The 23006-nt window shown below is 69.5% G+C and carries 24 protein-coding genes; 7 read left to right on the forward strand and 17 right to left on the reverse strand.

Features of this window, described 5'->3' with window-relative positions; genetic code table 11:
• Nucleotides 1-86 precede the first annotated feature (86 nt).
• Nucleotides 87-3074, reverse strand: coding sequence for an AAA family ATPase (locus AB0J95_RS21270; protein ID WP_364760162.1), 2988 nt, complete (start codon nt 3072-3074; stop codon nt 87-89).
• Nucleotides 3075-3142: 68 nt separating this feature from the next.
• Here AB0J95_RS21270 and AB0J95_RS21275 point away from each other — a divergent pair, with 68 nt between their 5' ends.
• The gene (locus AB0J95_RS21275; RefSeq protein ID WP_364760165.1) at nt 3143-3994 is read left to right on the forward strand and encodes a YcaO-like family protein; all 852 of its coding nucleotides are present in this window, start codon (nt 3143-3145) and stop codon (nt 3992-3994) included.
• Nucleotides 3955-4308 (forward strand): YcaO-like family protein, encoded by a 354-nt coding sequence (locus AB0J95_RS21280; RefSeq protein WP_364760168.1) that lies wholly within the window; start codon nt 3955-3957, stop codon nt 4306-4308. The genes AB0J95_RS21275 and AB0J95_RS21280 overlap by 40 nt, the downstream gene beginning before the upstream one ends.
• Nucleotides 4309-4419: 111 nt before the next feature.
• Here the strand turns inward: AB0J95_RS21280 and AB0J95_RS21285 are convergent, their stop codons facing one another.
• From AB0J95_RS21285 to AB0J95_RS21310, 6 genes are all read right to left on the reverse strand, one after another.
• The gene (locus tag AB0J95_RS21285; protein ID WP_364760171.1) at nt 4420-4617 is read right to left on the reverse strand and encodes a hypothetical protein; all 198 of its coding nucleotides are present in this window, start codon (nt 4615-4617) and stop codon (nt 4420-4422) included.
• A gap of 175 nt (nt 4618-4792) precedes the next feature.
• Nucleotides 4793-6670 carry an FAD-dependent monooxygenase gene (locus AB0J95_RS21290; RefSeq protein WP_364760174.1) on the reverse strand — a complete coding sequence of 626 codons (1878 nt, stop codon included), beginning with the start codon at nt 6668-6670 and terminating at the stop codon, nt 4793-4795.
• A 4-nt stretch (nt 6671-6674) separates the two neighbouring features.
• Nucleotides 6675-7031 carry a putative quinol monooxygenase gene (locus tag AB0J95_RS21295; protein ID WP_364760177.1) on the reverse strand — a complete coding sequence of 119 codons (357 nt, stop codon included), beginning with the start codon at nt 7029-7031 and terminating at the stop codon, nt 6675-6677.
• Nucleotides 7032-7056: 25 nt separating this feature from the next.
• Nucleotides 7057-8574 carry an NAD(P)/FAD-dependent oxidoreductase gene (locus tag AB0J95_RS21300; protein WP_364760180.1) on the reverse strand — a complete coding sequence of 506 codons (1518 nt, stop codon included), beginning with the start codon at nt 8572-8574 and terminating at the stop codon, nt 7057-7059.
• A 2-nt stretch (nt 8575-8576) separates the two neighbouring features.
• The gene (locus AB0J95_RS21305) at nt 8577-9074 is read right to left on the reverse strand and encodes a cupin domain-containing protein (protein ID WP_364760183.1); all 498 of its coding nucleotides are present in this window, start codon (nt 9072-9074) and stop codon (nt 8577-8579) included.
• 87 nt (nt 9075-9161) lie between these two features.
• Nucleotides 9162-9917: an IclR family transcriptional regulator gene (locus AB0J95_RS21310; protein WP_364760186.1), complete on the reverse strand. Its 756-nt coding sequence runs from the start codon at nt 9915-9917 to the stop codon at nt 9162-9164.
• A 67-nt stretch (nt 9918-9984) separates the two neighbouring features.
• Between AB0J95_RS21310 and AB0J95_RS21315 the strand changes: the two genes are divergently transcribed.
• From AB0J95_RS21315 to AB0J95_RS21330, 4 genes are read left to right on the forward strand one after another with little or no spacing between them, the layout of a single operon-like run.
• A complete protein-coding gene (locus AB0J95_RS21315) occupies nt 9985-10761 on the forward strand; it encodes an SDR family oxidoreductase (RefSeq protein ID WP_364761111.1) in 777 nt (258 codons plus the stop codon).
• Nucleotides 10761-11264, forward strand: a complete 504-nt coding sequence (locus AB0J95_RS21320; RefSeq protein WP_364760189.1) for a cupin domain-containing protein — start codon at nt 10761-10763, stop codon at nt 11262-11264. Before AB0J95_RS21315 ends, AB0J95_RS21320 begins: the two co-directional genes overlap by 1 nt.
• Complete coding sequence (locus AB0J95_RS21325) at nt 11261-12139, forward strand: alpha/beta fold hydrolase (protein ID WP_364760191.1); 879 nt, start codon at nt 11261-11263, stop codon at nt 12137-12139. The genes AB0J95_RS21320 and AB0J95_RS21325 overlap by 4 nt, the downstream gene beginning before the upstream one ends.
• Nucleotides 12136-13071: a 2,3-dihydroxyphenylpropionate 1,2-dioxygenase gene (locus AB0J95_RS21330; protein WP_364760194.1), complete on the forward strand. Its 936-nt coding sequence runs from the start codon at nt 12136-12138 to the stop codon at nt 13069-13071. The genes AB0J95_RS21325 and AB0J95_RS21330 overlap by 4 nt, the downstream gene beginning before the upstream one ends.
• Nucleotides 13072-13074: 3 nt before the next feature.
• Here AB0J95_RS21330 and AB0J95_RS21335 read toward each other — a convergent pair whose 3' ends face one another.
• The 6 genes from AB0J95_RS21335 to AB0J95_RS21360 form a co-directional block, all read right to left on the reverse strand.
• A complete protein-coding gene (locus tag AB0J95_RS21335) occupies nt 13075-13347 on the reverse strand; it encodes a hypothetical protein (RefSeq protein ID WP_364760197.1) in 273 nt (90 codons plus the stop codon).
• A gap of 25 nt (nt 13348-13372) precedes the next feature.
• Nucleotides 13373-13588, reverse strand: a complete 216-nt coding sequence (locus tag AB0J95_RS21340; protein ID WP_364760200.1) for a hypothetical protein — start codon at nt 13586-13588, stop codon at nt 13373-13375.
• Between the two features lie 89 nt (nt 13589-13677).
• On the reverse strand, nt 13678-15828 hold the full coding sequence (locus AB0J95_RS21345; RefSeq protein ID WP_364760203.1) for a tetratricopeptide repeat protein: 2151 nt from the start codon (nt 15826-15828) through the stop codon (nt 13678-13680).
• Nucleotides 15716-16237: a winged helix-turn-helix domain-containing protein gene (locus AB0J95_RS21350; RefSeq protein ID WP_364760206.1), complete on the reverse strand. Its 522-nt coding sequence runs from the start codon at nt 16235-16237 to the stop codon at nt 15716-15718. Before AB0J95_RS21350 ends, AB0J95_RS21345 begins: the two co-directional genes overlap by 113 nt.
• Before the next feature lie 222 nt (nt 16238-16459).
• Nucleotides 16460-17233 carry a hypothetical protein gene (locus AB0J95_RS21355; protein ID WP_364760209.1) on the reverse strand — a complete coding sequence of 258 codons (774 nt, stop codon included), beginning with the start codon at nt 17231-17233 and terminating at the stop codon, nt 16460-16462.
• Between the two features lie 119 nt (nt 17234-17352).
• On the reverse strand, nt 17353-17706 hold the full coding sequence (locus tag AB0J95_RS21360; protein WP_364760212.1) for a nitroreductase/quinone reductase family protein: 354 nt from the start codon (nt 17704-17706) through the stop codon (nt 17353-17355).
• An 82-nt stretch (nt 17707-17788) separates the two neighbouring features.
• On the opposite strand from AB0J95_RS21360, the gene AB0J95_RS21365 reads away from it, so the two are divergent.
• Entirely contained in the window at nt 17789-18433 is a 645-nt protein-coding gene (locus tag AB0J95_RS21365; RefSeq protein ID WP_364760215.1) for a helix-turn-helix domain-containing protein, read from the forward strand.
• On the opposite strand, the gene AB0J95_RS21370 is transcribed toward AB0J95_RS21365, so the two are convergent.
• From AB0J95_RS21370 to AB0J95_RS21385, 4 genes are read right to left on the reverse strand one after another with little or no spacing between them, the layout of a single operon-like run.
• Nucleotides 18418-19788: a GH1 family beta-glucosidase gene (locus AB0J95_RS21370; protein WP_364760218.1), complete on the reverse strand. Its 1371-nt coding sequence runs from the start codon at nt 19786-19788 to the stop codon at nt 18418-18420. The two genes, AB0J95_RS21365 and AB0J95_RS21370, sit on opposite strands and share 16 nt — an antisense overlap.
• Nucleotides 19789-19807: 19 nt before the next feature.
• Complete coding sequence (locus tag AB0J95_RS21375; protein ID WP_364760221.1) at nt 19808-20695, reverse strand: carbohydrate ABC transporter permease; 888 nt, start codon at nt 20693-20695, stop codon at nt 19808-19810.
• Nucleotides 20696-20702: 7 nt separating this feature from the next.
• Entirely contained in the window at nt 20703-21623 is a 921-nt protein-coding gene (locus tag AB0J95_RS21380; protein WP_364760224.1) for a sugar ABC transporter permease, read from the reverse strand.
• A 1-nt stretch (nt 21624) separates the two neighbouring features.
• Nucleotides 21625-22887 (reverse strand): extracellular solute-binding protein, encoded by a 1263-nt coding sequence (locus tag AB0J95_RS21385; protein WP_364760227.1) that lies wholly within the window; start codon nt 22885-22887, stop codon nt 21625-21627.
• Between the last annotated feature and the right edge of the window lie 119 nt (nt 22888-23006).

Genomic DNA, 23006 nt, shown 5'->3' on the forward strand with positions numbered 1-23006 from the left:
CGAAACATGACGGCGTCTGACCGATGCGCCGCCGATTGCTGTCAGGAGTCTGCATGCGGAAGTGGCGCGCAACACCGGGAGAATCCCTAGTCGCTTGGCGTCGCGCGGCCTTTGCGGGCACGCATCTCGATGAGATACCGACGTGAGTTGATGCCGAGCTTCGCGTATACCCGCTGCAGGTGGTATTCGACCGTCTTGGTGGAGATGCACAGCTGCCCGGCGATGTCCTGGTTGCGGAGTCCGCTGCCCGCCAGGTCGGCCACCCGCCGCTCCTGGGCCGTCAGCTGTGGCTGCTCGTCCCGCCGGCGGCGCCTGCCGCCGGCGACCGCGAGCTCCTCGTGCGCCTGCCGGGCCAGCCACCGCGCTCCGATCCGCTCGCTGAGGTCGAGCGCCTCGCGCAACAGCTCCCTGGCCCGCACCGCCCGTCCCGCGCGGCGTACGAAGGCACCGTAGGCGAGCAGGGTCTCCACCCGTTCCAGCGGAAGCCGGACCTGGTCGTGGTGAGCCAGCGCCGCCTCGAAACACGCCTGCGCCCGCCCGTCGTCACCGGCCGCCTCGGCCAGCCAGCCGCGGCCGGTCTCGGCGGCGATGCGGGGCCATCGGCAGGGCAGTCCCTCGGCACTGCGTTCGAGCCATTCGATGACGCGCACCGCGTCGGCCGCGTGCCCACGGCGGATGTGCGCCGCCATCGCGTGGCGCGCCCATGGAAGCAGGCAGGGCTCCCGGATGCCCTGCCGGGCGGTCTCGGCCTCGATGCGAAGGTAGAACTCCGCAGCCTCGTCCAACGCGCCTTCGCGGAGGTGGCGCATTCCCCGCACGTGCCAGCCCCATTGCGTCGGCCACCAGTCGGACCTGGTCTCGGCGAGGGTTTCGCCTCGCCGGCACCAGGCGTCGCTCTCGTCGAGCCGGTCCATCAGCAACAGGACGTACGCGTGGGCGAACACGGCGGGCAGTTCGACCAGCGGCACCACCTCGGCCAGGTCGCTGACCTTGTCGGCGGTGTGGAGCGCCTCCGGCAGCCGGCCGAGGCGCAGCAGGGTCGAGTACACGTACCCCATCTGAAGCGAGGCCATCGCCTCCACCGCGCCGATCCGGTCCGCGACCTCGATGCCGGTGCGGAAGGCCCGCTCGGCCTCGTCGAACCGTTCGGTGAACGCCGCCGCCAGGGCGTGCCCGCTCGCCGCGCTCCAGGTGTAGCTCAGCTCGGCCAGGTCGGCGACCGGACCGCCCTGCGCGGCGCGCGCCGCCGCGGCCAGGTCATCGAGGTGGCTCGGATCGCCGGCGAGCAACCGGACGAACCCGCTGACCGCTCTTGCCCGCCGGGCGGGGCTTCCGCTTGCCGGGGCCCGTGCGCACGCCTCTTCCGCGAGCGGAAGGGCCACCGCGGGGCCATCGGTGATCCAGCAGGCGAGCGCGTGGTCCAGCAGCACCGGAACCTCGGCGGACGCGCCCAAGGCGCCGGCCAGGTCCAGGGCCGCAGTGAACGCCAGCGACGCCTTGTCCGTGGCGCCGAGGCCATAGTGGCAGTGGGCGATGAGCCGCAGCGCCGCGACCCGGGCCTCGGCCGATGCTCGCTCGACCGCGTTGTACCGGCCGGCGTTTTGGTGCGGCTCGAGCCGCTCGAGTACGGCGATCGCGTCGACGAGCCGTCCCGCCGCGAGCAGCACCTCACCGAGCGCCAGCAGCAGGTCGGGCTTCGCCCGCGCGCCCGCGAGGTCGGCGGCCGCGCTCAGATGGGTGACCGCGCTCATGAGGGCACCGACCCGCATGGCCGAACGCCCAGCCCGTTCCAGAACGGCCAGCGCCTGATCGCTCTCGACCAGGTCGCCGCGCGCGGCGTGCTCGGCCGCCTCCGCGTCCCGGCCGCGCCGGACGAGACAACCGAACGCCTCAGTGTGCGCCCGGGCTCGGCGGGCGACGGCAAGGTCTTCGTACAGCGCCTGCTGGAACAACGGATGCACGAACTCGACCCAGCTCCCGGAAAGCTGCCGGAGCAGGCCACTGCGCTGCAGAGCCTCGAGGCTGGCATCGATCTCCGCGTCCTCGAGGCCGGCCATCTCGACGGCGATCTCCATCTGGAACCGGGTGCCCAGCACGCTGCCCGCCCGGATGCAGCGGAGGGCGGCCGCCGGCAGCCCGGCGAACCGAGTCAGCAACAACGACCGGGACACGTCGCCCGCGCTTTTGCCGCCGTCCCCGCCCTCGTCCGCGGCCAACCGTCCGAGGTCCTCGCCGCGCTCGATGCTCGCGGCGACCTGCTCGAGGAGCAACGGATTGCCTGCGCACAACCGCGCCGATCGGCGCACCTCGATTTCGGGCGGCGAATAGCCCAGCCTGGCAGCGAGGAATGATCGTGTCCCCCGATCGGACAGCGGAGCGAGCCGCTCAAGGCGCGCCTGCCCGGCCTGTACGAGGCGTGCGCACACCTCGTCAGCCGCTGATGGCCAGGGGCGCAGCGTCGCCAGTACCGCAACGGGCAGGCGACGGATACGCCGGCACAGGAACAACAACAACGCCAGCGAGTCGGGGTCGGCCCAATGCAAATCGTCCAGGGCGAGCAGCACTGGACCCGAACGGGCCCGATCGAACCAGCGAAGCAACGAGTAGAAACTCCGTGCCCGAACGTCCGAGGCCCCCCGATCCGATTCCTTCAGCTCGAAGATCGCTCGGGCGCCCAGCCCGATCAGCGCTTGATCAAGCAGGCCGAACGGGAGTGATGCCTCCATCGGATCCGCTGTACCCCGGCCGACTCGAAATTCCGGTCCGACACGATGCGAAATGGCGTCCAACAGGCTGGACTTGCCCAGCCCGGGCGCACCGACGACGAACAGAGCACCGCCGATCCCGCCGCGCGCCGAATCGGTAATTGACTTCGCGGTGAGCAACACCCGCTCGCGCTCCAGCAACTGAATCGAATGCCCCGTCTTTCCTCCCCGTGGCTGAGAAAGGATCAACAGCGGATCGATTTTATCGACATACGTCCGGCGCGCTCCACCACCCGCGTCCCGCGGACAGTAACGCCGTGCCCGCGCTCGCCCGGCCCCGCAACGGCGTGTGCACCGCAGGCGTCTCATGCTCGAACGTGCCGCGCGTGGGCACCGATGCAGGAGGCGAGCCCCCACGTGTCCAAGAGATTTCTGCGGTGGGCGTTGTTCGGCGTGTGTGCGGCGGCGGGACCCCGGTGCTGCTCTGGATCGCGGTCAGCCGTGGGCTTCTGATCCCGCTCGCCGACGGACTCGTCAGGGCCTTCGACCGCGACCGCCCGCCGGCACTGCGTACGGCGCTCGCGAACACGATGTCCATTGTGGATACCGACGCCGACCTGACCCTCGTGGTTCGCACGACATCTACGTGGCAGGACGTGACCGTGGCCGCGGCCCGATTCGACCGGGCGCACCTGTTGAGGCTGTGGCGCCGCCGGACACGGATCTCCAGTGGCCCCTCGACTCGTTCACCCTGCACAGCGCGCGGCAACAGGCCAGGGCCGATTTCCGTTACGCCGCCGGATATCGCGACGTTCGCTACGCCCGGGCCTGGACACTGCCGGGCAACCAGCCGGTGTGGGTGCCCGGCCGGGCTCGTCGGGCTGGCCGCGACGTACGGCCTGCCGGCGACCTCGTCCGGTCTGGCGGCCGGCTCCTCGCCGACCAGAGCACTGCTGCGAGCGTCGCGGGAACTCATCGAGCGGGACGCGTTCACCGTGACCTGGCTGCACGGCATACCGGCCCGCCAGGTCCCGCTGCCCGCCGAACTGTCCGATCCGGTCGCCGACCTGGGCGGCCGTGTCACGGCGTTCGACCTGCCCCCCGCTTACAGCCCGCATCCGGTCGCCGCGGTCGCCGGCACCCTCCCACTGCAGGTCGGCAGCGACCGACGCTCGGGCTTGCCTGCCGCGCGAGTTAGGCGGACGCGGTGCGCAAGGCATGGCTGGAATGATGCCAGGGCACGGTGTTCGTGTCGGTGTGGTTGGCCAACAACCCGGACCGCAGGCTGACCCCGGCGCTGGTGACCGACTTCGACACCCACGCCGCGTACCTGAAGGACTGGTACCGGTTGCCCCTGTGGTCCGGGCATACCACCCGGCCGAGCCAGGACTCGACCTGCCACGGCCCCGCGGCCGAACTCACCGAACTGGTGTCAGCGCTGCACCGCAACGGCGTGCGGCTCGCCTACCGGGAACTGACCACCCCTGAACCACGCGCCGTGGGCCTGCATGTCATGCGGGTCCTCAGCCCGGACCTGGTTGCCGATCCTCGCCACCGTCATGAACGGCCCGCCACGCACGTGGCCCAGTTGCCCAGCCAGTAGATCAGGTGATCGTAGGTGGGAGTCGTCAGCTGTCTGGCGCCGACCGTCACGGTCAGGTCCCGGTGCACGGCCGGCGCCTCAGCGGGCAGGGTATCGGGCCGGGGTTCCTCGTCAATCTTCATCGGGGTAACCCCAGTCGAAGCCGACTTCGGCGTGCGGCACGAGAGCGGCGACTCTGCGGGTGAGCACCTGTTCGAAGTCCTCCGACCAGCGATAGAACCCGCTGAAGACGACCGGATAGGCGGAATCCGCCCGGACGAACAGCTTCTCGCCCACTTCTCCCAACGTGACGAACACCTCGTCGCTCAAGCCTCGCCCTCGAGCACATCCCTCAGCAGCGCGGTCATGCCCGCGCGTTCACGCTCGTCTCTCAAGTTCCCGACTGTGAAGGAAACATCGATGTTCACTGACACAAACTGCCTGTAGCGGCAGGGAGTCGACGGGGTTGGCCGCCGCTCCTCTCGGTGCATTCCTTTATCGCCAGTCAGGCAGCCGCGAGCTCGCGGCGGGCTTCACAGGCCGCGATCCCGCCGTGGATCCGGCCCAGGAACCGGCGGCAGGCGTCGTAGTCCAGCTCGTCCATCCGCCAGGCGACGTGCCCGTCCGGCCGGATCACGTACAGCGCCTGCGAATCGGACTCGGACAGTCCATAGTGGTCGAACACCTGCACCGACTCCACCGGCTCGACCCGGTCGTCGCGGCGGCACTCCACCCTGCCGATCAAGTGGGTCTCGACGTTCCCGCCGAACGCGGCGAAGCCGCGCAGCCGCTCGCCATGGTGGGCGATCTCGTCCTCGGTGAGATGTTTGCGAGACAAAGCGATCACGTGCAGGCGGTAGCCTTGCAGCACGTCGAACATCTGCCTGCCGCAGCTGATACGCGCGTCCGGGGCGCGTTGCCCGGCGAGCGGTCCCTTGAGGGAATACAGCAGTTCGTTGACGTTGTACTCGCTTGGCCGGTACGCCAGGCCGAGCTGCGACAACCGCTGGAATGCCTTGCGGTGCGGGATCGGCACCGCGGACATCCGGCCGATCAGGAACGGGCCCACGGTGTCCCGCAGCCAGGCACGCCACCCGCGCAGATCCGCAGCCACCCGGTAAAGCCGGTCGGTGAACCGCAACAGCTGCACACCAACGGGATGCCGCTCGGCGGAATAGCTGTCCAAAAGGGACTCTGATGCACCCGTGCGCAGCACGGCGGCCAGCTTCCAGGCCAGGTTGGCCGCGTCGTGCAGACCGGTGCTCATCCCTTGGCCGCCAGCCGGTGAGTGGATGTGCGCCGCGTCGCCGACCAGGAAACCCCGCCCTGCTCGATAATTCCCCGCTTGTCGCAAGTGGACCTGGTATCGGCTCGTCCACACTGGATCGCTGAGCGTCACCGGCAGGCAGACGGCCTTGCGGAGTTCTTCCTGCAGTTCGCCCAGGGACACCGGTGCACGGTCCGACGCGGGGTCGGTGACCATCACCCGTGATACAGCCGATCCGCGCAGCGGCAGGAACAACCCGATGCGGGTACCGTTCATGAACACCCGGAACTGGGTATGGTCGAGCGGCCAGTCCACCCGGCAGTCCGCGAGCAGATAGCGTTGCGTGTACTCGTCACCATCAAACGACACACCAAGCTGCTCGCGTACCGTGCTGTGCGCGCCATCCGCGCCAACAATGTAGCGGCAGGTCAGGACATGGTGGTCGAAGCTCGCAGTCACCGAAGTGCTGTTCTGGGACAGCGACACCAGCCGGTTGTCGCGTTCGACGGTCACGCCGTGGCGGGCGAGATCCCGAAGCAGCACCCCCTCCACTTCGGACTGTGGCGCCATCAGGATGAACTGGTAGTCCGTAGTCGACGCCCGCGACCGGTCGAAGTCGAGGCCGCCCACGTGCTTCCCCTTGATGTGGAACCGGATCCCGGTCGTCACCACCCCGAGGCGCAGCAGCTCATCGGCCAGACCGAGGTTCCGGAACAGCTCAACCGTCCGAGCCTGCACAGCGAACGCACGGGACTCGGTGGCCGGGCCGGTGTTCGCGTCCACCACGCGGACGCGAACACCTTGGCGCACCAGCAAAGCGGCCATCATCAGGCCGCTCGGCCCGGCACCGACCACCAGCACCTCGCAGTCAACCGGGTCCACATCGTCCCGCGGCTGAACGGCTTCTGCCGCCGCCCGCCAGCAGTCCACGTCCGCCGCGGATGGCTTGGACACAGGCCGAACCCGTGCCTTGCCGAGCCCGTCAAGCAACCGGCGCACGCCGGTAGTGCCTGGACGCGCGGCGACCAGCGGCAACGGGATGCCGGTGCGCCAGGCGCGGAAACGCCTGGCGAGCAACACAAGCAGGGTTACGAGGGCGATGACCACGAGTCCCATGGCGTCACTCCGTTCCGGGCAGTGCGCTGCACATCCGCAGGAACTGCTGCCGCAGCGGCCCTTCGACGTGCGGCCGGATCGCCCGGATGAACTCCTGCGTGTACGGCTGGGCGATGTGCTTCTCCAGCGCGGTTTTCGAGCGGAACATCTCGTAGATCACGAACTGCCGCCGGTCGGCCCGGTCGCGGTGCACGTGGAACTCGATCGCGCCCTCCTCGGCCCGCAGCGGCGCGACCAGCGCGAGGATCAGCTCCTCGACCTTGTCCTCGCTGCCCGGTCTCGCCGTGGCGAAGCCGAGGTGGGTGTACGGGCCGGTCTCGCCGGCGTCCGGTTCGGGCAGGACGACAGGACCGTCGTTCATGCGTTTCTCCCAAGGGCGAGGGAACCTAGACCGCGATGGGGCCTTCCGGTTCCGGGGCCAGGCGGACCACCGGCGCGGGCGCGTTCTCGGCGACGCCGATGCGGCGCACGAGTTTGGCGGCGACACGGCGGTAGGCGGCCGGGTTGACCGGGTTGAGCCAGTGCGCGGCCCGGACCGGTTTCGGGATGTTCAGGCCGAGGTCGTCGAGGACCTCGTCGACGTTGTGCATCGAGAACGGGATGATCTTGGTGCCGCGGCAGTGGTGGGTGTTGGTGGCCTCGTCCATGAAGGCCAGCTGGTCGACGACGGCTTGGCGCATCTGGGTCTCGTCGGGCAACGGCACCGCGTCGGCGAGGTCGGCGGCGATCCACACCGCGGCCATCTCGGCGTTGAGCGGGCTGAAGAACGACGAGTTGTAGCCGTTGAAGTACAGTCCCGGCACGCCGAGGGGCCGGATCTGGCGGTACAACATGAAGTTCCCGCGTTCGTCCAGCAGGCGCGCCTGGATGTCCGCTGGCAGGAACGGAACTCCTTGGGTGAAGCCGGTCGCGCACACCACGAGGTCGGCGGGCAACACGGTGCCGTCGCTCAGCTCGGCGTGCGGCTTCCCGGAGCGGGCGAGCAGCCGGGTGATGGTGCGGTCGCGGCGGACGGTGATCGTGCCCGCGGCGACCCCTTCGAAGAATCCCTCGGTGGCCAGGCCGATCGCGCCGCGGACGATGTCCTCCATGTGACCGGCGGGCACCAGGTCCAGTTTGGCCAGCCCGTACTGGCGCACCGAGACACCGCCGATGGAGTTGATCATGTTGCGGCGCACCGGGTTGCCGGGTCCGTGCAGGAACTTCTCCAGGCCGCGCAGCCGGATGTAGCGGAACAGCGCCTCGCCCATCCGGGTCAGCAGCAGCAGCTTGAAGTTCAGCACGCCGCCGATCCGGCGTGGCACCTTCCACAGCATCTGCCGGGCGATCACGTCCGTGCTGGCGGCGACCTCGCTGATCGGCACGGTCACATCGCAGGCCGACTTTCCGTAGCCGACAACGAGTACGTGCTTGCCACGCGCGTCCGAAGCGTCGTGGAAGTCCGTGCCCGCGCACAGCAACCCGCCCGCGGCGGTGAACTCGTCGAGTCCCGGATAGCTGGGCACGGCCGGTTCGCAGAACACGCCGTTGGCAGCCACGACCCGGTCGAAGGTCTCCGTGCCACTGGAAGTCTGCACGACCCACCCGCCACCGGCAGGCCGCACAGCGGTCACCTCGGTGCTCAGCCGCAGCGGCAGCTCGTACTCATCCGCGTACGCGGCCAGGTACTTCTGCACCTGGGCGCCGGTCGGCCACTGCGGAAAGTCGCGCGGCATCCGGAAGTCGGAGAACGAGTACTGCGCCTTCGGGCTCTGCGTCGTCAGGCCCGGATAGCGCCGGGTCCGGCTCCAGACCCCGCCGACGTCCGGGGTCCGGTCGTACCCAAGCACCTCGTGACCGGCCTGTTTGAGCACCTTGGCGGTGGCGAGACCGGCGACCCCGGCCCCGATGATCGCGACGCGCATGGTCAGGACACCCCGGGCGGCAGCTGGAGCACGATGCCGAAGTCGGCCATGATCTCCTTGATCTTCGAGATGTCCTTCGGACCGGGTGGCAGGTCACCGAGGGCCTGGTAGTAGCGCTCCAGCCCGGCCGGGGAGACCACCGAGATCACCCGCGACTCCTCCTGGTACGGGTTGCGGAACGCGTGCACGACGTCCCGCGGCAGGTACATGTAGTCCCCGTACTCCATGGTGAAGTCCTCGCCGCCGAGGTGGACGTCGAGCCGCCCGGACAGGCAGATGAACGACTCGTCCTCACGCGTGTGCACGTGCGGCGGAGGGCCGTCGGTCTCCGGTGGGATCGCGTACTCGAACAGCGAGTAGGCGTCGCGTGTGGACTTGCCGTCGGTCTTCATCGTGATGCCGAGCCCGATGGCCGGTATGGACCGGCCCTCCCGTGTGGGGAGCAGGTAGCCGCCGCCGAGAGTCACCGTCGTCTCCTTCTCGCCTCGCCACACCGTCACGTCATCGGTGTGTCAGCGACGACAGCGTCTCGGCTCCGCGGCTCCGGCCGCAACGCCGAGTCCCGCTCACTGAGACTCGGCGCACGATCAACGGCGTGTCGAATATGCGCGGGACGCTGCCGCCGCGGCGAGCCGGACCGCGGGCCCGACCCGGTCGGCGCGCACCAGTTTGGTCGCCCCGGTGACCGACACGGCGGCGACCACCTCGCCGAGCGGGCCGAAGATCGGCGCGGCCACGCAGCTGATCCCGATGTTGCCCTCCTCGCGGTCGACGGCCCAGCCGCGGTCCGGGATCGCGTGCAGCTCCCGTACGACCGCCGTCGCGCTGGTGAGCGTCCGGGGCGTGCGGGCGGGCAGCTCGCCGGTCAGGGCGGCCTCGACCGTCGCGGGTTCGGAGTAGGCCAGGATCGCCCGGCCCAGTGCCGAGCAGTAGGCCGGGATCGTGCCACCGACCTGCGACAACATCGGCATCGGCAGGTGCCCGGTGATCTTCTCGACGACCAGGACCTGCTTGCCGTCCAGCACCCCGAGCTGCACCGTCGTCTTGGCCGCGGCGTAGAGGTCCTGCAGGAACGGCAGGACGGCCTCGCGCAGCTCGTGCCGGATCGGCGCCAGGCTGGAGATCTCGAACAGCCGGTTGCCGATCCGGTAGCGGCCCTGGGTCTTGTCCAGCCAGCCGAGCCGGATCATCTTGTCCGCGGTGCGGTGCGTGGTCGAGCGGGGCAGACCACACCGGGCCACCAGCGCGGCCAGGGTCAGCTCGCGGTGCCCGCTGTCGAACGCGCCCAGAATCGCCGCCGCCCGGTCAAGACCGCCGTTCGAGTCTCGCTCACTGGGACTCATCGTTGGCTTCCACTGCACATGCGGGCAAGGCTAGATCTCGTCGGGCAGGACGACCAAGGAGGCAGCCATCTCCCCACGAACCGCGCTCGTCGGTGGCGGGGCCACCGGTATCGGGTACGCAACCGCGTTGCAGCTGGCGTTCGCCGGGCACCAGGTCGTCATCGCCGGCCGCACCCCGCAACGGCTCGCCGCGGCGGCCGAGCGGCTGCAGGCGCAGACCGGCACCTCGGTCGGCACGCTGGTGCACGACATCGCCGACCCCGACGCCGCCGAGGGGGCGGTGCGCGTGGTCGAGAGCCGCCACGGCCAGGTGGATGTGCTCATCCTCAACGCGGGCGGGCCGCCGCCCGGCCGGATCCTCGCCATCGACGACAAGCGGTGGCTGGAGGGGTTCCAGCTGCTGCTGCTCGGGCCGTTGCGGCTGGCCAGGGCGCTGCTGCCGGGCATGGCCGAGCGCGGCTACGGCCGGGTGGTGTTCGTGACGTCCAACGCGGTCCGCCAGCCTCAGCCGGATCTGGCCGTGTCGGTCGTACTGCGGGCGGCGGTCACCGCGGCCGCGAAGCTGCTGTCGCGGGAGTTCGCGGCCGAGGGCGTGACGGTGAACTGTGTCGCGCCCGGCGCCACGGCGACCGACCGGCGGCACGAGGTGCTGGCGAGCCGGGCTCAGGCGTCTGGGACGAGCCTGGCCGCGGTGGCGGACGCGGACGCGGCCGGGATCCCCGCCGCGCGGGCCGGGTGGCCGGAGGAGATCGTTGCCGCGGTGGCGTTTCTCGCCTCCCCCGCGGCGAGCTATGTGAACGGGACCGTGCTCACGGTCGACGGCGGCAGGACGGAGACGATCTGATGGCCCAGTCCGGACCGGGTTTCGAGATGGCCGACTTCCTCGGCGCGATATCGGACACCGTGCGGCCGAGCACCGCGCGCCCGATCGTCGTGCACGCGGCCGAGCTGGAACGGCTGCCCGTCGACCAGGTGCACAACCCGACCACCCTGTCCATCGCCGGGCGGCTGCCGACCGCGACGTTCGAGATCTTCCGCCAGGCCATCCCGCCCGGCCAGAGCTCCGACATGCAGCGCCACCACCACGAGACCGTCCACTTCGTCATCTCCGGTGACGGGCACAGCGAGGTCGAGGACGAGACGGAGACGTGGTCTGCCGGGGACTTCGTCTACACGCCGCCGTGGACCTGGCACCGCCACTACAACGACTCGGCCGAGCACCCGGTCGAGTTCCTGACCATCGAGAACTCGCGGCTGCTCGGCCTGCTGGGCGTGGGGCGGCGGCAGAGCGCCGGCCTGGTGACCGTCGAGCAGGCGCGCGCCATGTTCAAGGAGGAGACCTCATGACCGCGCTGCCGGAGCACATCAGCATCTGGGGCGAACTGGCCGATGTGGACCACGGACTGTCCCATGTGGACGTCGACGGGGTGCGGACCCGTGTGCTGCGGGCCGGTTCCGGGCCGGACCTGATTCTGTTGCACGGCACCGGCGGGCACTTGGAGGCCTACGCCCGGGACATCGCCGGGCTGGCCGCCGACTTCCGGGTGACCGCCTACGACATGGTGGGCCACGGCTGGTCGGACCTGCCGGACAAGCCATACACGATCGACGTGCTCACCGAGCACCTGCGCGGGCTGATGGACGTGCTGGACATCCAGAGCGCGCACCTGTCCGGCGAGTCACTCGGCGGCTGGGTCGCGGCGTGGATGGCCGCGCACCACCCGGATCGCGTGCAACGGCTCGTGCTCAACACCCCCGGCAACATCGCCAACAAACCGGAGGTCATGGAGCGGCTGAAGGAGAGCACAATGGCCGCGGTCCTCGATCCCAGTGACCTGACGGTGCGCCGCCGCGTCGAGTTCCTGTTCCGCCACAAGGAAATGGTCACCGACGAGCTGGTGAACCTGCGCCGCGCGGTCTACAGCAGGCCGGGTTTCGTGCAGGCCATCACGAACACCCTCGTGCTACAGGACCCCATTGTGCGCAAGGACTTCGCGTGGGCTCCCGGCTGGGTCGCCAAGATCGTCGCGCCGACCTTGCTGCTGTGGACCGAACATGACCCGACCGGCGGGCTCGACGAGGCCGGCATGCTGCTGGACTGGTTGCCGGACGCCCGGCTGCACGTGATCGCCGACGCCGGGCACTGGCCGCAATGGGAGAAACGCGCGGAATACCTCGCCGTGCACCACGACTTCCTGGTGCTGGAGAAAGACCCGTCATGACGGATATCGTCGGTCTCGTCGCGATGTCCCACTCCCCCTTCGCGACCCTGTTACCCCCGTCCGGCCCGACTGAGCCCGGCGGACGGTTCCTGGCCGACACCGCCAGAGTTGCGCGGGCGGTCGCCGGGCTGGCCCCCGACGCGATGGTCGTGATCGGGCCGGACCACTTCCACGCCAACTTCTACGACGTGATGCCGCCGTTCGTGCTCGGCGTCGAGGAGGCGATCGGGTTCGGCGACTTCGGCAGCCGCGCCGGGCCGCTGTCGGTGGCCGCGCCGCTGGCGTGGTCCATTCGCGACGGTCTGGCGGGCGCGGGGTTCGATGTGTCGTTGTCGTACTCGCTCACCGTCGACCACGGTGTCGTGCAGAGCTACGAAATGGTGTGCGCGGGTACTGATATCCCACTCGTTCCGTTGGTGGTCAACACCGCCGCTCCCCCACTACCGAGCATGGAACGTTGTGTCCGGTTGGGACGGTCGCTCGGCGACGCGATCCGCGCCTCCGCATACCCTGGGAGGGTACTGCTGGTCGCGAGCGGAGGGCTGTCACACTGGCTGCCTTCCAACGATCCCCGCGATCCGTCGGTGCCGGGCGACCGACGCACGGCGGTGATCCACGGGCGCAAGGACGTGCGGGCGTTCGCCGCCGCTCGCGAACCGCGGGTGCGTGCCATGGGCGGCGACCCCAATGGGCGGGTGAACGCCGTGTGGGATGGCTGGTTCCTCAAACAGCTGTCCGCGCCCGACCTCGCCCCGGTCACCGCCCTCGGCGACGACGGCCTCGAGGAACAGGCCGGCAGCGGCGGCCACGAGATCCGGACGTGGCTGATCGGTCAGGCGGCCGCGGCGCTGCCGTTGGTGTGGACCAGCTACGAACCGGTCCCCGAATGGATCACCGGTATGGGCATCGGCACCACGTTCGGCGTGGCCTGATCGTCAGACGAAGCATCGGACGGTGACCGTGACGGCGTAGTGTCCGCGGATGACCGGTGAGTCGTCGGGTTCGAAGCAGCCGACGCCGTTTCCCAGCGAGGCCTTGAACCAGGCGTCGTCCTCGGCCTTGCTGAGCGCCTGGTCAAAGTTCGGCGACGCACCGTTGCCGATGTAGTCGACGGCGGTGCGCGCAGCAGCCGTCACGGCTCCGCCGAGCAGCAGTGTGGGGACGGCGGTGAGACCGATGATCGCCCGGCGGATGGTAGCGGTGGTCATGCGCGATTCCCTTCTCGTTGGGGTGTCAGCAGTCAGAGCCGGTCGGGTTGGTAGCGGCCGATGTTTTGGTGGGTGGCGGGCAGGTCACAAGACCCATCGGCGTGACGTAGTCGCGTGCCGCGAGGACAGTGCCGACGAAGCCGGGTTCCGGCGGCTGCTGGGGCACTGGATGGCCCAGCGCGATGGAGAACGCGGACGCGGCGAAGGCCGTCACCGCGACGCGGGCAGCGATCTCGCGCATGGCTGTTTTCCCCCTCTGTGCTTTGGTTCGGTGGTCCGCACACTCTGCCCGGCACCGCTGGAATGCCGCTGGAACGGGAATTCCAGCGGCTACCGGTGGCGGCGCAGCCGGTCGCTGACCGAGGCTGCGTCGGCGTGGCCGAGTTCGGTGAGCAACCGCAACGACTTCGTCCACGCCTGCCGCGCCCGTGCCGGATCGCCCGCCGCCAGGTGGGTGTCGCCGAGGCGGGTGAGGGTCTCGGCCTTGTGGTACCGGTTGCCGAACCCTTGGTACAGGTCGATCGCGCTGGTGTAGTGGTCGATGGCCAGGTCGTGCTCGCCCACCAGCTGGTGGGCGTAGCCGAGGCTGTCGAGGGCCGCGGCCTGGCCGGGGCGGTCTCCGGCGGCACGGAACAGCTCCAGCGCGTCCGCACAGCGGGCGGGAGCCAGCTCCGGCCGGCCGAGCACGCAGTGGCACCAACCGATGTTGTTCAACGCGTACGCCTGGCCGTTGAGGTCGCCCGCACGGCGGAAGCTCTCCAACGAGTGCTCGTAGTGGCCGAGCGCCTCGCGGTGGTTCTCGGCCAGGATGCCCAGTTCGTTGTCCGTCTGGCCGAGCCCGGCCGGGTCGTCGAGGTACGCGAAGTCCTGCCACGCGGCCGTGGTCTCGGCGGCGGCGCCGGGCAGGTCGCCAAGCCAGCGGAGGGCGCGCCCGAGACCAAGCCGCGCGTAGGCCTGCCCACGCCGGTCACCGGTCCGGATCGCCGCGGTCAACGCCGCTCGCTGCCGGGCCGCCCACTCCGGCCAGTGCTGGGCGTACCGGAGATAACCGGACAAGGCCACGGCCATCCGCCACGCCTGCTCCTCGCATCCGGGTGTGGAGGCCGCCCGTTCGGCCACAGCCAGCAGCACGGAGTGCTCGGTGACCAGCCAGCGCCTGGCCGCTTGGCCGTTGGCGTGCTCCTCCGGCCTGACGCCGTCCCGGGCCGGACGCGGCGACACCGGCGGCGGGGCGTACGCGATCTCGACGGCGGCGTGCGCGGAGTGCAAGTAGTGGTCGATGAGCCGCTGGATGGCATCCTGCCGGTCGCTGTCCGAATCCTGGGCGTGGACCTGGTCGTGCGCATAGGCACGCAGCAAGTCGTGGAACGTGTAGCGGCCGGGACGATGCTCGGTCACCAGCTGCGCCCGGACGAGCCCAGCCAGCGCGGTCCGGCAGCGCGCGCCCGGCATCCCACTGAGGCTGGCCGCGGCCGCCACGGTGATGTCCAGACCCGGATGCAGGCCCAGCAGCCGGAACAACCGGTTCGCATCCGGATCCAGCGCCTCGACGGACCACGAGAACACCGCACGCGGATCGGTCGCCGCGTCACCGGCCCGCAGCGCGTCCAGGACGTTGTTCCGCAACTCCTCGGCCAGAGCGGCCAACGGCAGTCCACGGCCGGCCAGAGCCCGAGCGGCGGTGATCGTCAGGGCGAGCGGCAACCCGGCGCAGCGGGCGATCAGGTCGGCGACCGCGCCGGGCTCGGCCGTGACCCGGCCGGCGCCGATGCGCGCGCCCAACAGGTCGTTCGCCTCGCATGGGTCCAGCAGGTCCAGGTAGACGGCGACGGCACCTTCGGTCACGATCAACGGCACCGACTGGTCGCGGCTGGTGACGACGGCAAGGCAGCTCGCGGAGCCGGGCAGCAGCGGCCGGACCTGTTCGGCGTCCCGCGCGTTGTCCAGCACGACCAGGATCCGCCTGCCGGCCACCAGGCTCCGGTACAGCCCGGTCTGAGCGTCCATTGTGGAGGGTATGTGCTCCGGCGGTACTTCCAGTGCGTCCAGGAAACCGCGGACGGCGTCAACGGGCGGTACCGGCGGCCGGGCCGGGTCGAAGCCGCGCAGGTTCACGTACAGCTGCCCGTCCGGGAAGCGATCGCGAACCCGGTGCGCCCAGTGCATCGCGAGAGCGGTCTTGCCGATCCCGGCAGTACCCGAGATCACGACGCAGTTCGACACCAAAGCGTCCAATGTGGCCAGCTCGCGCTCGCGGCCGGTGAACCCGTCGGCCGCGGACGGCAGCTGCGCGGGCACGACTCGCCGCACCGTGACCACGGCAGGCAGCGACAGGGCGGGGTCCTGCCGCAGGATCGCGGCCTGCAGGTCACGCAGCGACTGGGCAGGCGTCAGCCCGAGGTCCTCCTCGAGGGTGTGCCGCAGCCGCCGGTAGGTCTCCAGTGCTTCGACCTGCTGCCCGGACCGGTACTGGGCCAGCATCAGCCTGTCCCCGCCACAACGCCACGGCGTCCGCGAGCAGCTTCTCCCGCCCGGCCGGGTCCGCCCGCAGGCTGCTCTCGCCGATCAGCCGCTCGGCGGTCGCCACGTCGGTGGCCTGGCCGTCGAGGTCGAGCAGGTAACCGGGCGGACATGCGCGGACCGCGGACCGGTCACCGAGCGCCCGGCGCAGGTGGGACACGTGGGACTGCAACGTGGCCGCCCCGGTCGCCGGAACCGCGTTGCCCCACACGATGTCCATCAGCTGGTCGACGCTGACGACCCGGCCCGGCTGCAGGGCCAGCGCCGCCAGGACCGCTTTCAACCGCTTACCGGCCACCGCGCGAGGCTGCCCGGCGGCGTCCAGCACGTCGATCGGCCCGAGCAGCCTGACCGACAGGGCTTCGCGCATCCCGCGCTCCCCACACGCTCGTCATCCGGTTGGGCGACGCACGCTAGGGCGGTCTGCGGACCTGGACAAGACAGCCGGGCCGCACGCCGGTGAACCCGCCCGTCGGGGCGCCCGCGGCTGCCTCATCGGACCGGCCGTGCGCACCGGACGGCCAACTGGCACAACGACGAAAAGCCCGTCGCTCCCGTGCGGCGGGCCATCCGTCCACAGTGGCCTAACGAGTCACGGTTCGAGCCGTTCGGCGGCCGGCCGGGCGACGGCGGCCGGAGTGGTCTGCTGCTGCTCCGCCGAACGGGTGTCCACGGTCTCGCGCATCTTCGGGATCTCGTGCTCGGCGCGGTCCAGCCAGGTGGCCCAGCGTTGCTGCATCGGGCGGATCAGGCCACCGCCGACACCGACGATCGCGATCCCGCCGACCGTGGCCAGCACGGTGATCAGCACCGGTGTCGTCACGGTCGTCGCCACGCCGATCTGGTTGAGCGCGGCGATGATCCCGAGCGCCAGGATGAAGACCGAGGCGATGTTGGCCAGCACCCGGCCGTAGGACAGGCCGCTCATCGCGCCGGAGATCAGGTCCTTGACCGCGTTGGCGATCGCCGCCGCCACGACCACGATGACGATCGCGACCGCCGCGCGCGGCAGCCAGGTGACGATGTCGGTCAGCAGGCCGGACACCGGGTTGGGACCCCACACGCCGAACGCGATCTGCAGCGTGATCAGCAGGATGAAGTAGTAGACGAGTTTCGCCACGATGTCCGAGGCGTCGTACTTCGACCTGGCCATCGCCCGCTGCAGGCCGCCGCGTTCGGCGACGCGGTCGAACCCGACCCGTTCCAGCACCTTGTCCACGGCCTTGGCCAGGATCTTGCCGATGATCACCCCGATCACCAGGATGACCAGGAACGCCAACAGCTTGGGCACGAACGCCGCCACCGCGCGCCACGCATCGGTGATGCCCGCGCCGATGTCGACGGCCGCCAGGTTCGAGGCCTGCATGGGTCAACTCCCTTCCACAGAGGTACCGGTCACTCGTACCCCACGGTGGCAGCTGACTATCCACGATGGACACTCATTCACCGGAACGAGTGCATCCCGCACTGTCCACAGCAGACGGATCAGCGGTCCAGAAGCACCCGGACGGTGACCCGGCCCTTGCCGTCACGCTGGGCGACGGCGTGCCCGGTGCGCTGGACGTCGTCCAGTTCCAGGGAGAGCGGGCCGCCCTCGCCGAGGAAGTTGCGCCACCAGTTCTTGGCGTCCGGGAGCATGACGGAGATCGTCACCTCGTCGCCCTTGCGCCGGAACCCGACCGGCGTGCTGAAGGTGCGCCCGGACCGGCGGCCGGTGTACGTGACCACGGTGAGGCCGCGGCGCAGCAGCCGGCCGATCGGGCCGGGCCTGGACCGCAACCTGGTCATCAGGCCGTTGACCCGGCCGACAGTGCGCTCCACCCGGGGTCCGCTTTTCATCGGATCTCCTTTTCGTTGCCCCTGGAGACCACGCTAGCGGCGTAAGTGGAGCATGCCATCCACATAGCCTAAAGTGAGAACCATGAGCACCGATGCGTCTCACATGCGGGCCGACGCTCGGCAGAACCGCGACCGGATCCTCGAAGTGGCGCAGCGCCTGTTCGCCGAGCGCGGGCTGGACGTGCCGATGGCCGCGATCGCCCGGCGCGCCGGGGTCGGGATCGCCACGCTCTACCGCCGCTTCCCCACCCGCGAGGCGCTGGTCACCGAGGCGTTCGCCGAGCAGATTGGGCACTGTCTGTCCGTTTTGGACGACGCGTTGGCCGATCCGGACCCGTGGCACGGCTTCTGCACTGCCATCGAGACGGTCTGCGCCATGCTTTCGGGTGATCGCGGCCTCAGCGCCGCCTTCATCGGGGCGTACCCGCACGCCGTGGACGTCACCGGCGCACAGGAACGCGCCCTGCGCGAGTTCGCCGCCGTGATCGAACGCGCCAAGCGGGCCGGCGAGCTGCGCGCCGACTTCGCCATCGAGGACGTCGCCATGGTGATCATGGCCAACAACGGGATCACCAGCGACAGCCCGGAAACCGCGCTCGCCGCGTCCCGCCGCCTGGTCGCCTACCTGATCAACAGCTTCCGTGCCGGCCACGCCGATCCGTCCCGGCCGCTGCCGCCGCCCGCCCCGCTGCAGCTACGGGATGCCTTCGATCAGGCGGGCACCTGACGTGCGGCCGAGATGAACCCCCGGTACCAGTGATAGCTGGCGCGCGGTGTGCGGCGTTGGGTCGGATAGTCGATGTGGACCAGGCCGAACCGGTGTTTGTAGCCGTGCGCCCATTCGAAGTTGTCCAGCAGGGACCAGCAGAAGTAGCCCCGCAGTGGCACTCCGGCGGTCGCGGCGGCTTCGGCCGCGGCGATGTGCTCCTGCAGGTAGGTAATGCGGTCCACGTCTGCGAATGCGCTCGAATCCGGGTACACACAGCCGTTTTCGGTGACATAGATCGGCGGCAGGCGTGGGTAGCGTGCTTTGAGGTCGGTAAGCGCCGTGGTGAGACCGGCAGGTTCGACCGGCCAGCCCATGCCGGTTCGGGGAACGTCGGGCAATTGTGTGGTGTCCACGCCGATGTCGTGGGCGGTTCGCTTGGCCGGATCGGGTTCCCGGTGGGGCGCATCGGCGACGTGCAGCTGGTAGTAGTAGTTGATGCCGACGTAGTCCAAGGGCGCGCTGATGATCGCCAGGTCCTCGGCGTGGCGGAACGAGAAGTCGGTGATCGCGCCGAACATCGAGGTCAGTTCCCCGGGATATGCCGACCCGAACAAGGGATCGGTGAACTGCCTGCGCAGCAAGCAGTCCTGCCGATCGGCGGCGGCGATGTCCGCGGGGTCATCGGTCACCGGCACAACCGGCGACTGGTTGAGCACGATGCCGAATTCCTGTCCGGGCCGGGCGTTGGCGCGCATGGCCCGCACGGCCAGGCCGTGACCGAGCAGGAGATGGTGCGCGGCCGCCAAAGCGCCATGTCCTTCCCGGGCTCCCGGCGCGTGGCGGCCTTCGGCATAGCCGACGATCGAGGAACAGTACGGCTCGTTCAGGGTGGTCCACTTGCTCACGACATCGCCGAGGGCCTCGTGCACGATTGTCGCGTACTCGGCGAATCGGCTCGCGGTGTCGCGGTTGCGCCACCCACCGTGGTCCTCCAGTGCCTGCGGGAGATCCCAGTGGTACAACGTGACGAACGGTTCGATCCCCTTGTCCAGCAAGGCGTCGACCAGCCGCCGGTAAAAGTCGAGGCCACGCTGCTCGACTCGGCCATACCCATTCGGCAGGATCCTGGACCAGGACACGGAGAACCGGTATGCGTCGACGCGCAGGCCGGCGAGCAGCTCGATGTCCTCGGTCCAGCGGTTGTAGTGATCGGCGGCCACGTCACCGGTGTCGCCCGAGGCAACAGCGCCGGGAACAGTGGAGAAAGTGTCCCAGATGGACGGTCCGCGGCCGTCCTGCCGTGCGGCCCCTTCGATCTGGTACGCCGACGTCGCCACACCCCAGCGGAACCCTGCCGGAAAGCCAGTGGTCACAACTGTCTCCTCGAGAAACTCAGCCCTTGACGGCGCCCGACATGATGCCGCCGACGATCTGGCGGCCGAACAGCAGGAAGACCGCGAGCACCGGCACCGTGCCGATCGTGGCCGCGGTCAGCACCAGGGTGTAGTCGGTGGTGTAGCCGCTGGCCAAAGTGGACAGTGCCGTCTGCACGGTCGGGTTCTCCGGGACCAGCACCACGAGCGGCCAGAAGAAGTCGTTCCACGCCTGCATGAACGTGAACAACCCGAGCACCGCCGCCGCGGGACGGGCCGCGGGCAACGCGATGTGCCAGAACAGCAGCAGAGATCCGCAACCGTCCATCCGGCCCGCCTCCAGCAGCTCGTCCGGGATCGCCCGCTCGAAGTACTGCCGCATGAAGAACACGCCGAACGCGGTCACCAGCCCGGGCACGATTACCGCGGGGAGCCGGCCGGTCCAGCCGAACTCGCTCATCATCATGTACAGCGGGATGACGCCGAGCTCGGTCGGGATCGCCTGGGTCGCGATGATCACCAGCAGCAGCACGTTGCGGCCACGGAACTTCAATTTGGCGAAGGCGAACCCTGCCAATGTGGAGAACAACACCACCGACACGGTGACCGTGCCCGCCACCACGATGGAGTTGGTCAACGCCAACGCGAAGTCGGTGGTGCCGAAGACCCGGGCGATGTTCTCGAACAGGTGGCCGCCCGGGACCAGGACCGGCGGCACGGTGCCGATCGCGTCCGGTGTCTGCGAGGACACCACGAACGACCAGTACACCGGGAACGCCGAGCCGGCCAGCACCGCGACCAGCGCGGCGTACGTCCACGGGCCGGCCACCCGCCTGACCGCCCGGCGCGTCCGAGCGCCCGGCCCGGCCGGGCGCACCGGCGCGGGCGGGTCCAGCACAGCAGTCATGGTCGCCTCACTCCGTCTGGATCCGTTTGGTCACCAGGTAGCCCAGACCTGCCACGATGATCGTGGCGATGGCCAGCACGACCGCGATCGCCGAGCTGTAACCGAACTCGTAGTTGGTGAAGCCCTGCTCGTACAGGTACAGGGCGGCGGTCTGGAACTGCCGGTCCGAGCCGCCGGTCGCGGCCGCGGTGCCGGGGTTGAACAGCAGCGGTTCGGCCAGCAGCCGCATGTTGCCGGTGGTCGCGATGATGGTGGAGAAGATGATCTGCGGCCGCAGCAGCGGAACCGTGATCCGCAGGAACTGCTGGCCGCCCCTGGCACCGTCCAAAGTGGCCGCTTCGTACAGGCTGGCCGGGATCGCCTGCATCGAGGCCAGGAAGATCAGCGCGTGGTAGCCGGTCCAGCGCCACACCACCATCGAGGCGATCGCGATGTGCGAGGTGGCGGTGCCGGCCTGCCAGTCGATGTGCCCGGCGCCGAACAGCTCCAGCACCCAGTTGATCAGGCCGAAGTCCCGGCCGAACAGCTGGGCGAAGATGATCGTCACCGCGGCCACCGAGGTGACGTTCGGCAGGATCACGCCCATCCGGAACAGCGTGCGGGTGCGCACCTTCCGGTTGAGCAGCTGCGCGATGCCCAGTGCCAGCACGATCTGCGGGACGGTTGTCAGCAGCCACAGGCTCAGCGTGTTGCCCATGGCGTTCCAGAAGTACGGATCGCCGAACAGCTGCTGGTAGTTGCCCAGCCCGACGAAGGACGCCCCGGCCGCGTCGATCAGGTTGCGGTGCTGCAGCGACACCCAGACCGTGTACAGCAGGGGGAACAGCCCGAAGACACCGAAGATCAGGAAGTACGGCGCCACGTAGGCGTAGGGCGCGAACTTGGTGTCCCACCGGTGTCTTCTGGCCGTTCGGTCCGCAACGGTCATGTCAGCTGTTCAGTTTCTGGACGTCGCCGACGAACTGGTTCCACGAGTCCTCGCCGCTCTGCTTGCCCTGTTCGACGCGTTGCATCGCGTTGCCGATGGCGGTCTGCACGTCACCGGCCTTCGGGCCCTGGTACTGCGGCTGGAGTTTCTTGGCCGCGTCGGTGAACAGCTTGCCCACCGGAGCGTTGTTGAAGAACGGGTTCTGGTAGTTCACGATCGCCGGGTCGTCGTACAGCTTGGGCGTCGAGGGCAGCAGCCCGGCGCTGGTGAACACCCTGGCCTGCTGTTCGGGCGCGGTCAGCCACGCCGCCAGCTCGACGGCCTTGTCGATGTTCTTGCCCTGCTTGGGAACCGTGAGGTACGAGCCGCCCCAGTTGCCGCCACCGCCGGGCACGGACGTGACGTCCCACTTGCCCGCGGTGTCCGGCGCCTGATCCTTGATCTTGGCCATCTGCCAGGCCGGGCAGGTGACGGTGGCGAACTGGCCCTGCTTGAACCCCGTGTTCCAGACCGGTGTCGAGTAGAGCAGCTTCGCCGACAGGTCGTCCTTCACGCCCTGCACCACGAGATCCCAGCCCTGCTTGATCTCCTGGTTGCCGCTGACGGTGATCCGGTCGGACTTGTCGTAGTAGCCGGAGGAGGCCTGGCCGACGATCGCGTTGAGCACGGTCGGGCCGCCGTCGAACCACTTCACCCCCGCGGGTGCCTTGGCCTGGAACCGTTTGCCCGCGTTCATGAACTCCTGCCAGGTCGGCCACAGCGCCGCGACCTGCTCGCGGTCCGACGGGAGCCCGGCGTTCTCCAGCAGGTCGCGGCGGTAGCAGATGGCCAGGCCGCCGACGTCGGTGCCGTAGCCGATCTGCTTGCCGTCCTTGCTCAGCGAGGACTCCCACTTCCAGCTCAGCCAGCGGTCCTTGAGCTGGTCGCCGCCCTTGGTGTTCAGGTCGACGAACTTGTCCGGCGTGGCCTTGAACTGGGCGATGTAGCCGGTGTCGACGGCCTCGATGTCCGCGGCGCCGTTGCCGGTCGCCAGGTGGGCGGCGAGGTTCTTGTGGTGGTCGGAGTAGGAGGCGGTGCGGTCCTGGATCTCGATGTCCGGGTGGCTGCTCGCATACTCCTTGAGCAGCTCGCTGTAGCCGAAATTGCCGAACAAACCGATGGTCAGCTTGGTCTTGCCACCGGCTCCGGACTCACCGCCGCAGCCGCTGAGCACTGTGCTGGTGACCAGCGCGGCGCACATGACGGCCATTGCTTTGGGGCGCATCGAAGGCCTCCGTTGTTTTTGGGCGCGCTCAAGGGCGAAATGCGCCTCGAACGAATGGACCGGCGGTGCGATACGCGGTTCTCACGTCAGCCGGCCCGAGATGTGTGGCGTCCATGACA

Origin of the sequence: Actinocrispum sp. NPDC049592 (assembly GCF_040675465.1) — a bacterium.
GTDB lineage: Bacteria > Actinomycetota > Actinomycetes > Mycobacteriales > Pseudonocardiaceae > Kibdelosporangium.

Coding starts and splice junctions, on each gene's coding strand:
- AB0J95_RS21270 (WP_364760162.1), bottom strand. CDS start 3,074: ATGAGACGCCTGCGGTGCACACGCCGTTGCGGGGCCGGGCGAGCGCGG.
- AB0J95_RS21290 (WP_364760174.1), bottom strand. CDS start 6,670: ATGGGACTCGTGGTCATCGCCCTCGTAACCCTGCTTGTGTTGCTCGCC.
- AB0J95_RS21295 (WP_364760177.1), bottom strand. CDS start 7,031: ATGAACGACGGTCCTGTCGTCCTGCCCGAACCGGACGCCGGCGAGACC.
- AB0J95_RS21300 (WP_364760180.1), bottom strand. CDS start 8,574: ATGCGCGTCGCGATCATCGGGGCCGGGGTCGCCGGTCTCGCCACCGCC.
- AB0J95_RS21310 (WP_364760186.1), bottom strand. CDS start 9,917: ATGAGTCCCAGTGAGCGAGACTCGAACGGCGGTCTTGACCGGGCGGCG.
- AB0J95_RS21320 (WP_364760189.1), top strand. CDS start 10,761: ATGGCCCAGTCCGGACCGGGTTTCGAGATGGCCGACTTCCTCGGCGCG.
- AB0J95_RS21325 (WP_364760191.1), top strand. CDS start 11,261: ATGACCGCGCTGCCGGAGCACATCAGCATCTGGGGCGAACTGGCCGAT.
- AB0J95_RS21330 (WP_364760194.1), top strand. CDS start 12,136: ATGACGGATATCGTCGGTCTCGTCGCGATGTCCCACTCCCCCTTCGCG.
- AB0J95_RS21335 (WP_364760197.1), bottom strand. CDS start 13,347: ATGACCACCGCTACCATCCGCCGGGCGATCATCGGTCTCACCGCCGTC.
- AB0J95_RS21340 (WP_364760200.1), bottom strand. CDS start 13,588: ATGCGCGAGATCGCTGCCCGCGTCGCGGTGACGGCCTTCGCCGCGTCC.
- AB0J95_RS21345 (WP_364760203.1), bottom strand. CDS start 15,828: ATGCTGGCCCAGTACCGGTCCGGGCAGCAGGTCGAAGCACTGGAGACC.
- AB0J95_RS21350 (WP_364760206.1), bottom strand. CDS start 16,237: ATGCGCGAAGCCCTGTCGGTCAGGCTGCTCGGGCCGATCGACGTGCTG.
- AB0J95_RS21355 (WP_364760209.1), bottom strand. CDS start 17,233: ATGCAGGCCTCGAACCTGGCGGCCGTCGACATCGGCGCGGGCATCACC.
- AB0J95_RS21360 (WP_364760212.1), bottom strand. CDS start 17,706: ATGAAAAGCGGACCCCGGGTGGAGCGCACTGTCGGCCGGGTCAACGGC.
- AB0J95_RS21365 (WP_364760215.1), top strand. CDS start 17,789: ATGAGCACCGATGCGTCTCACATGCGGGCCGACGCTCGGCAGAACCGC.
- AB0J95_RS21375 (WP_364760221.1), bottom strand. CDS start 20,695: ATGACTGCTGTGCTGGACCCGCCCGCGCCGGTGCGCCCGGCCGGGCCG.
- AB0J95_RS21380 (WP_364760224.1), bottom strand. CDS start 21,623: ATGACCGTTGCGGACCGAACGGCCAGAAGACACCGGTGGGACACCAAG.
- AB0J95_RS21385 (WP_364760227.1), bottom strand. CDS start 22,887: ATGCGCCCCAAAGCAATGGCCGTCATGTGCGCCGCGCTGGTCACCAGC.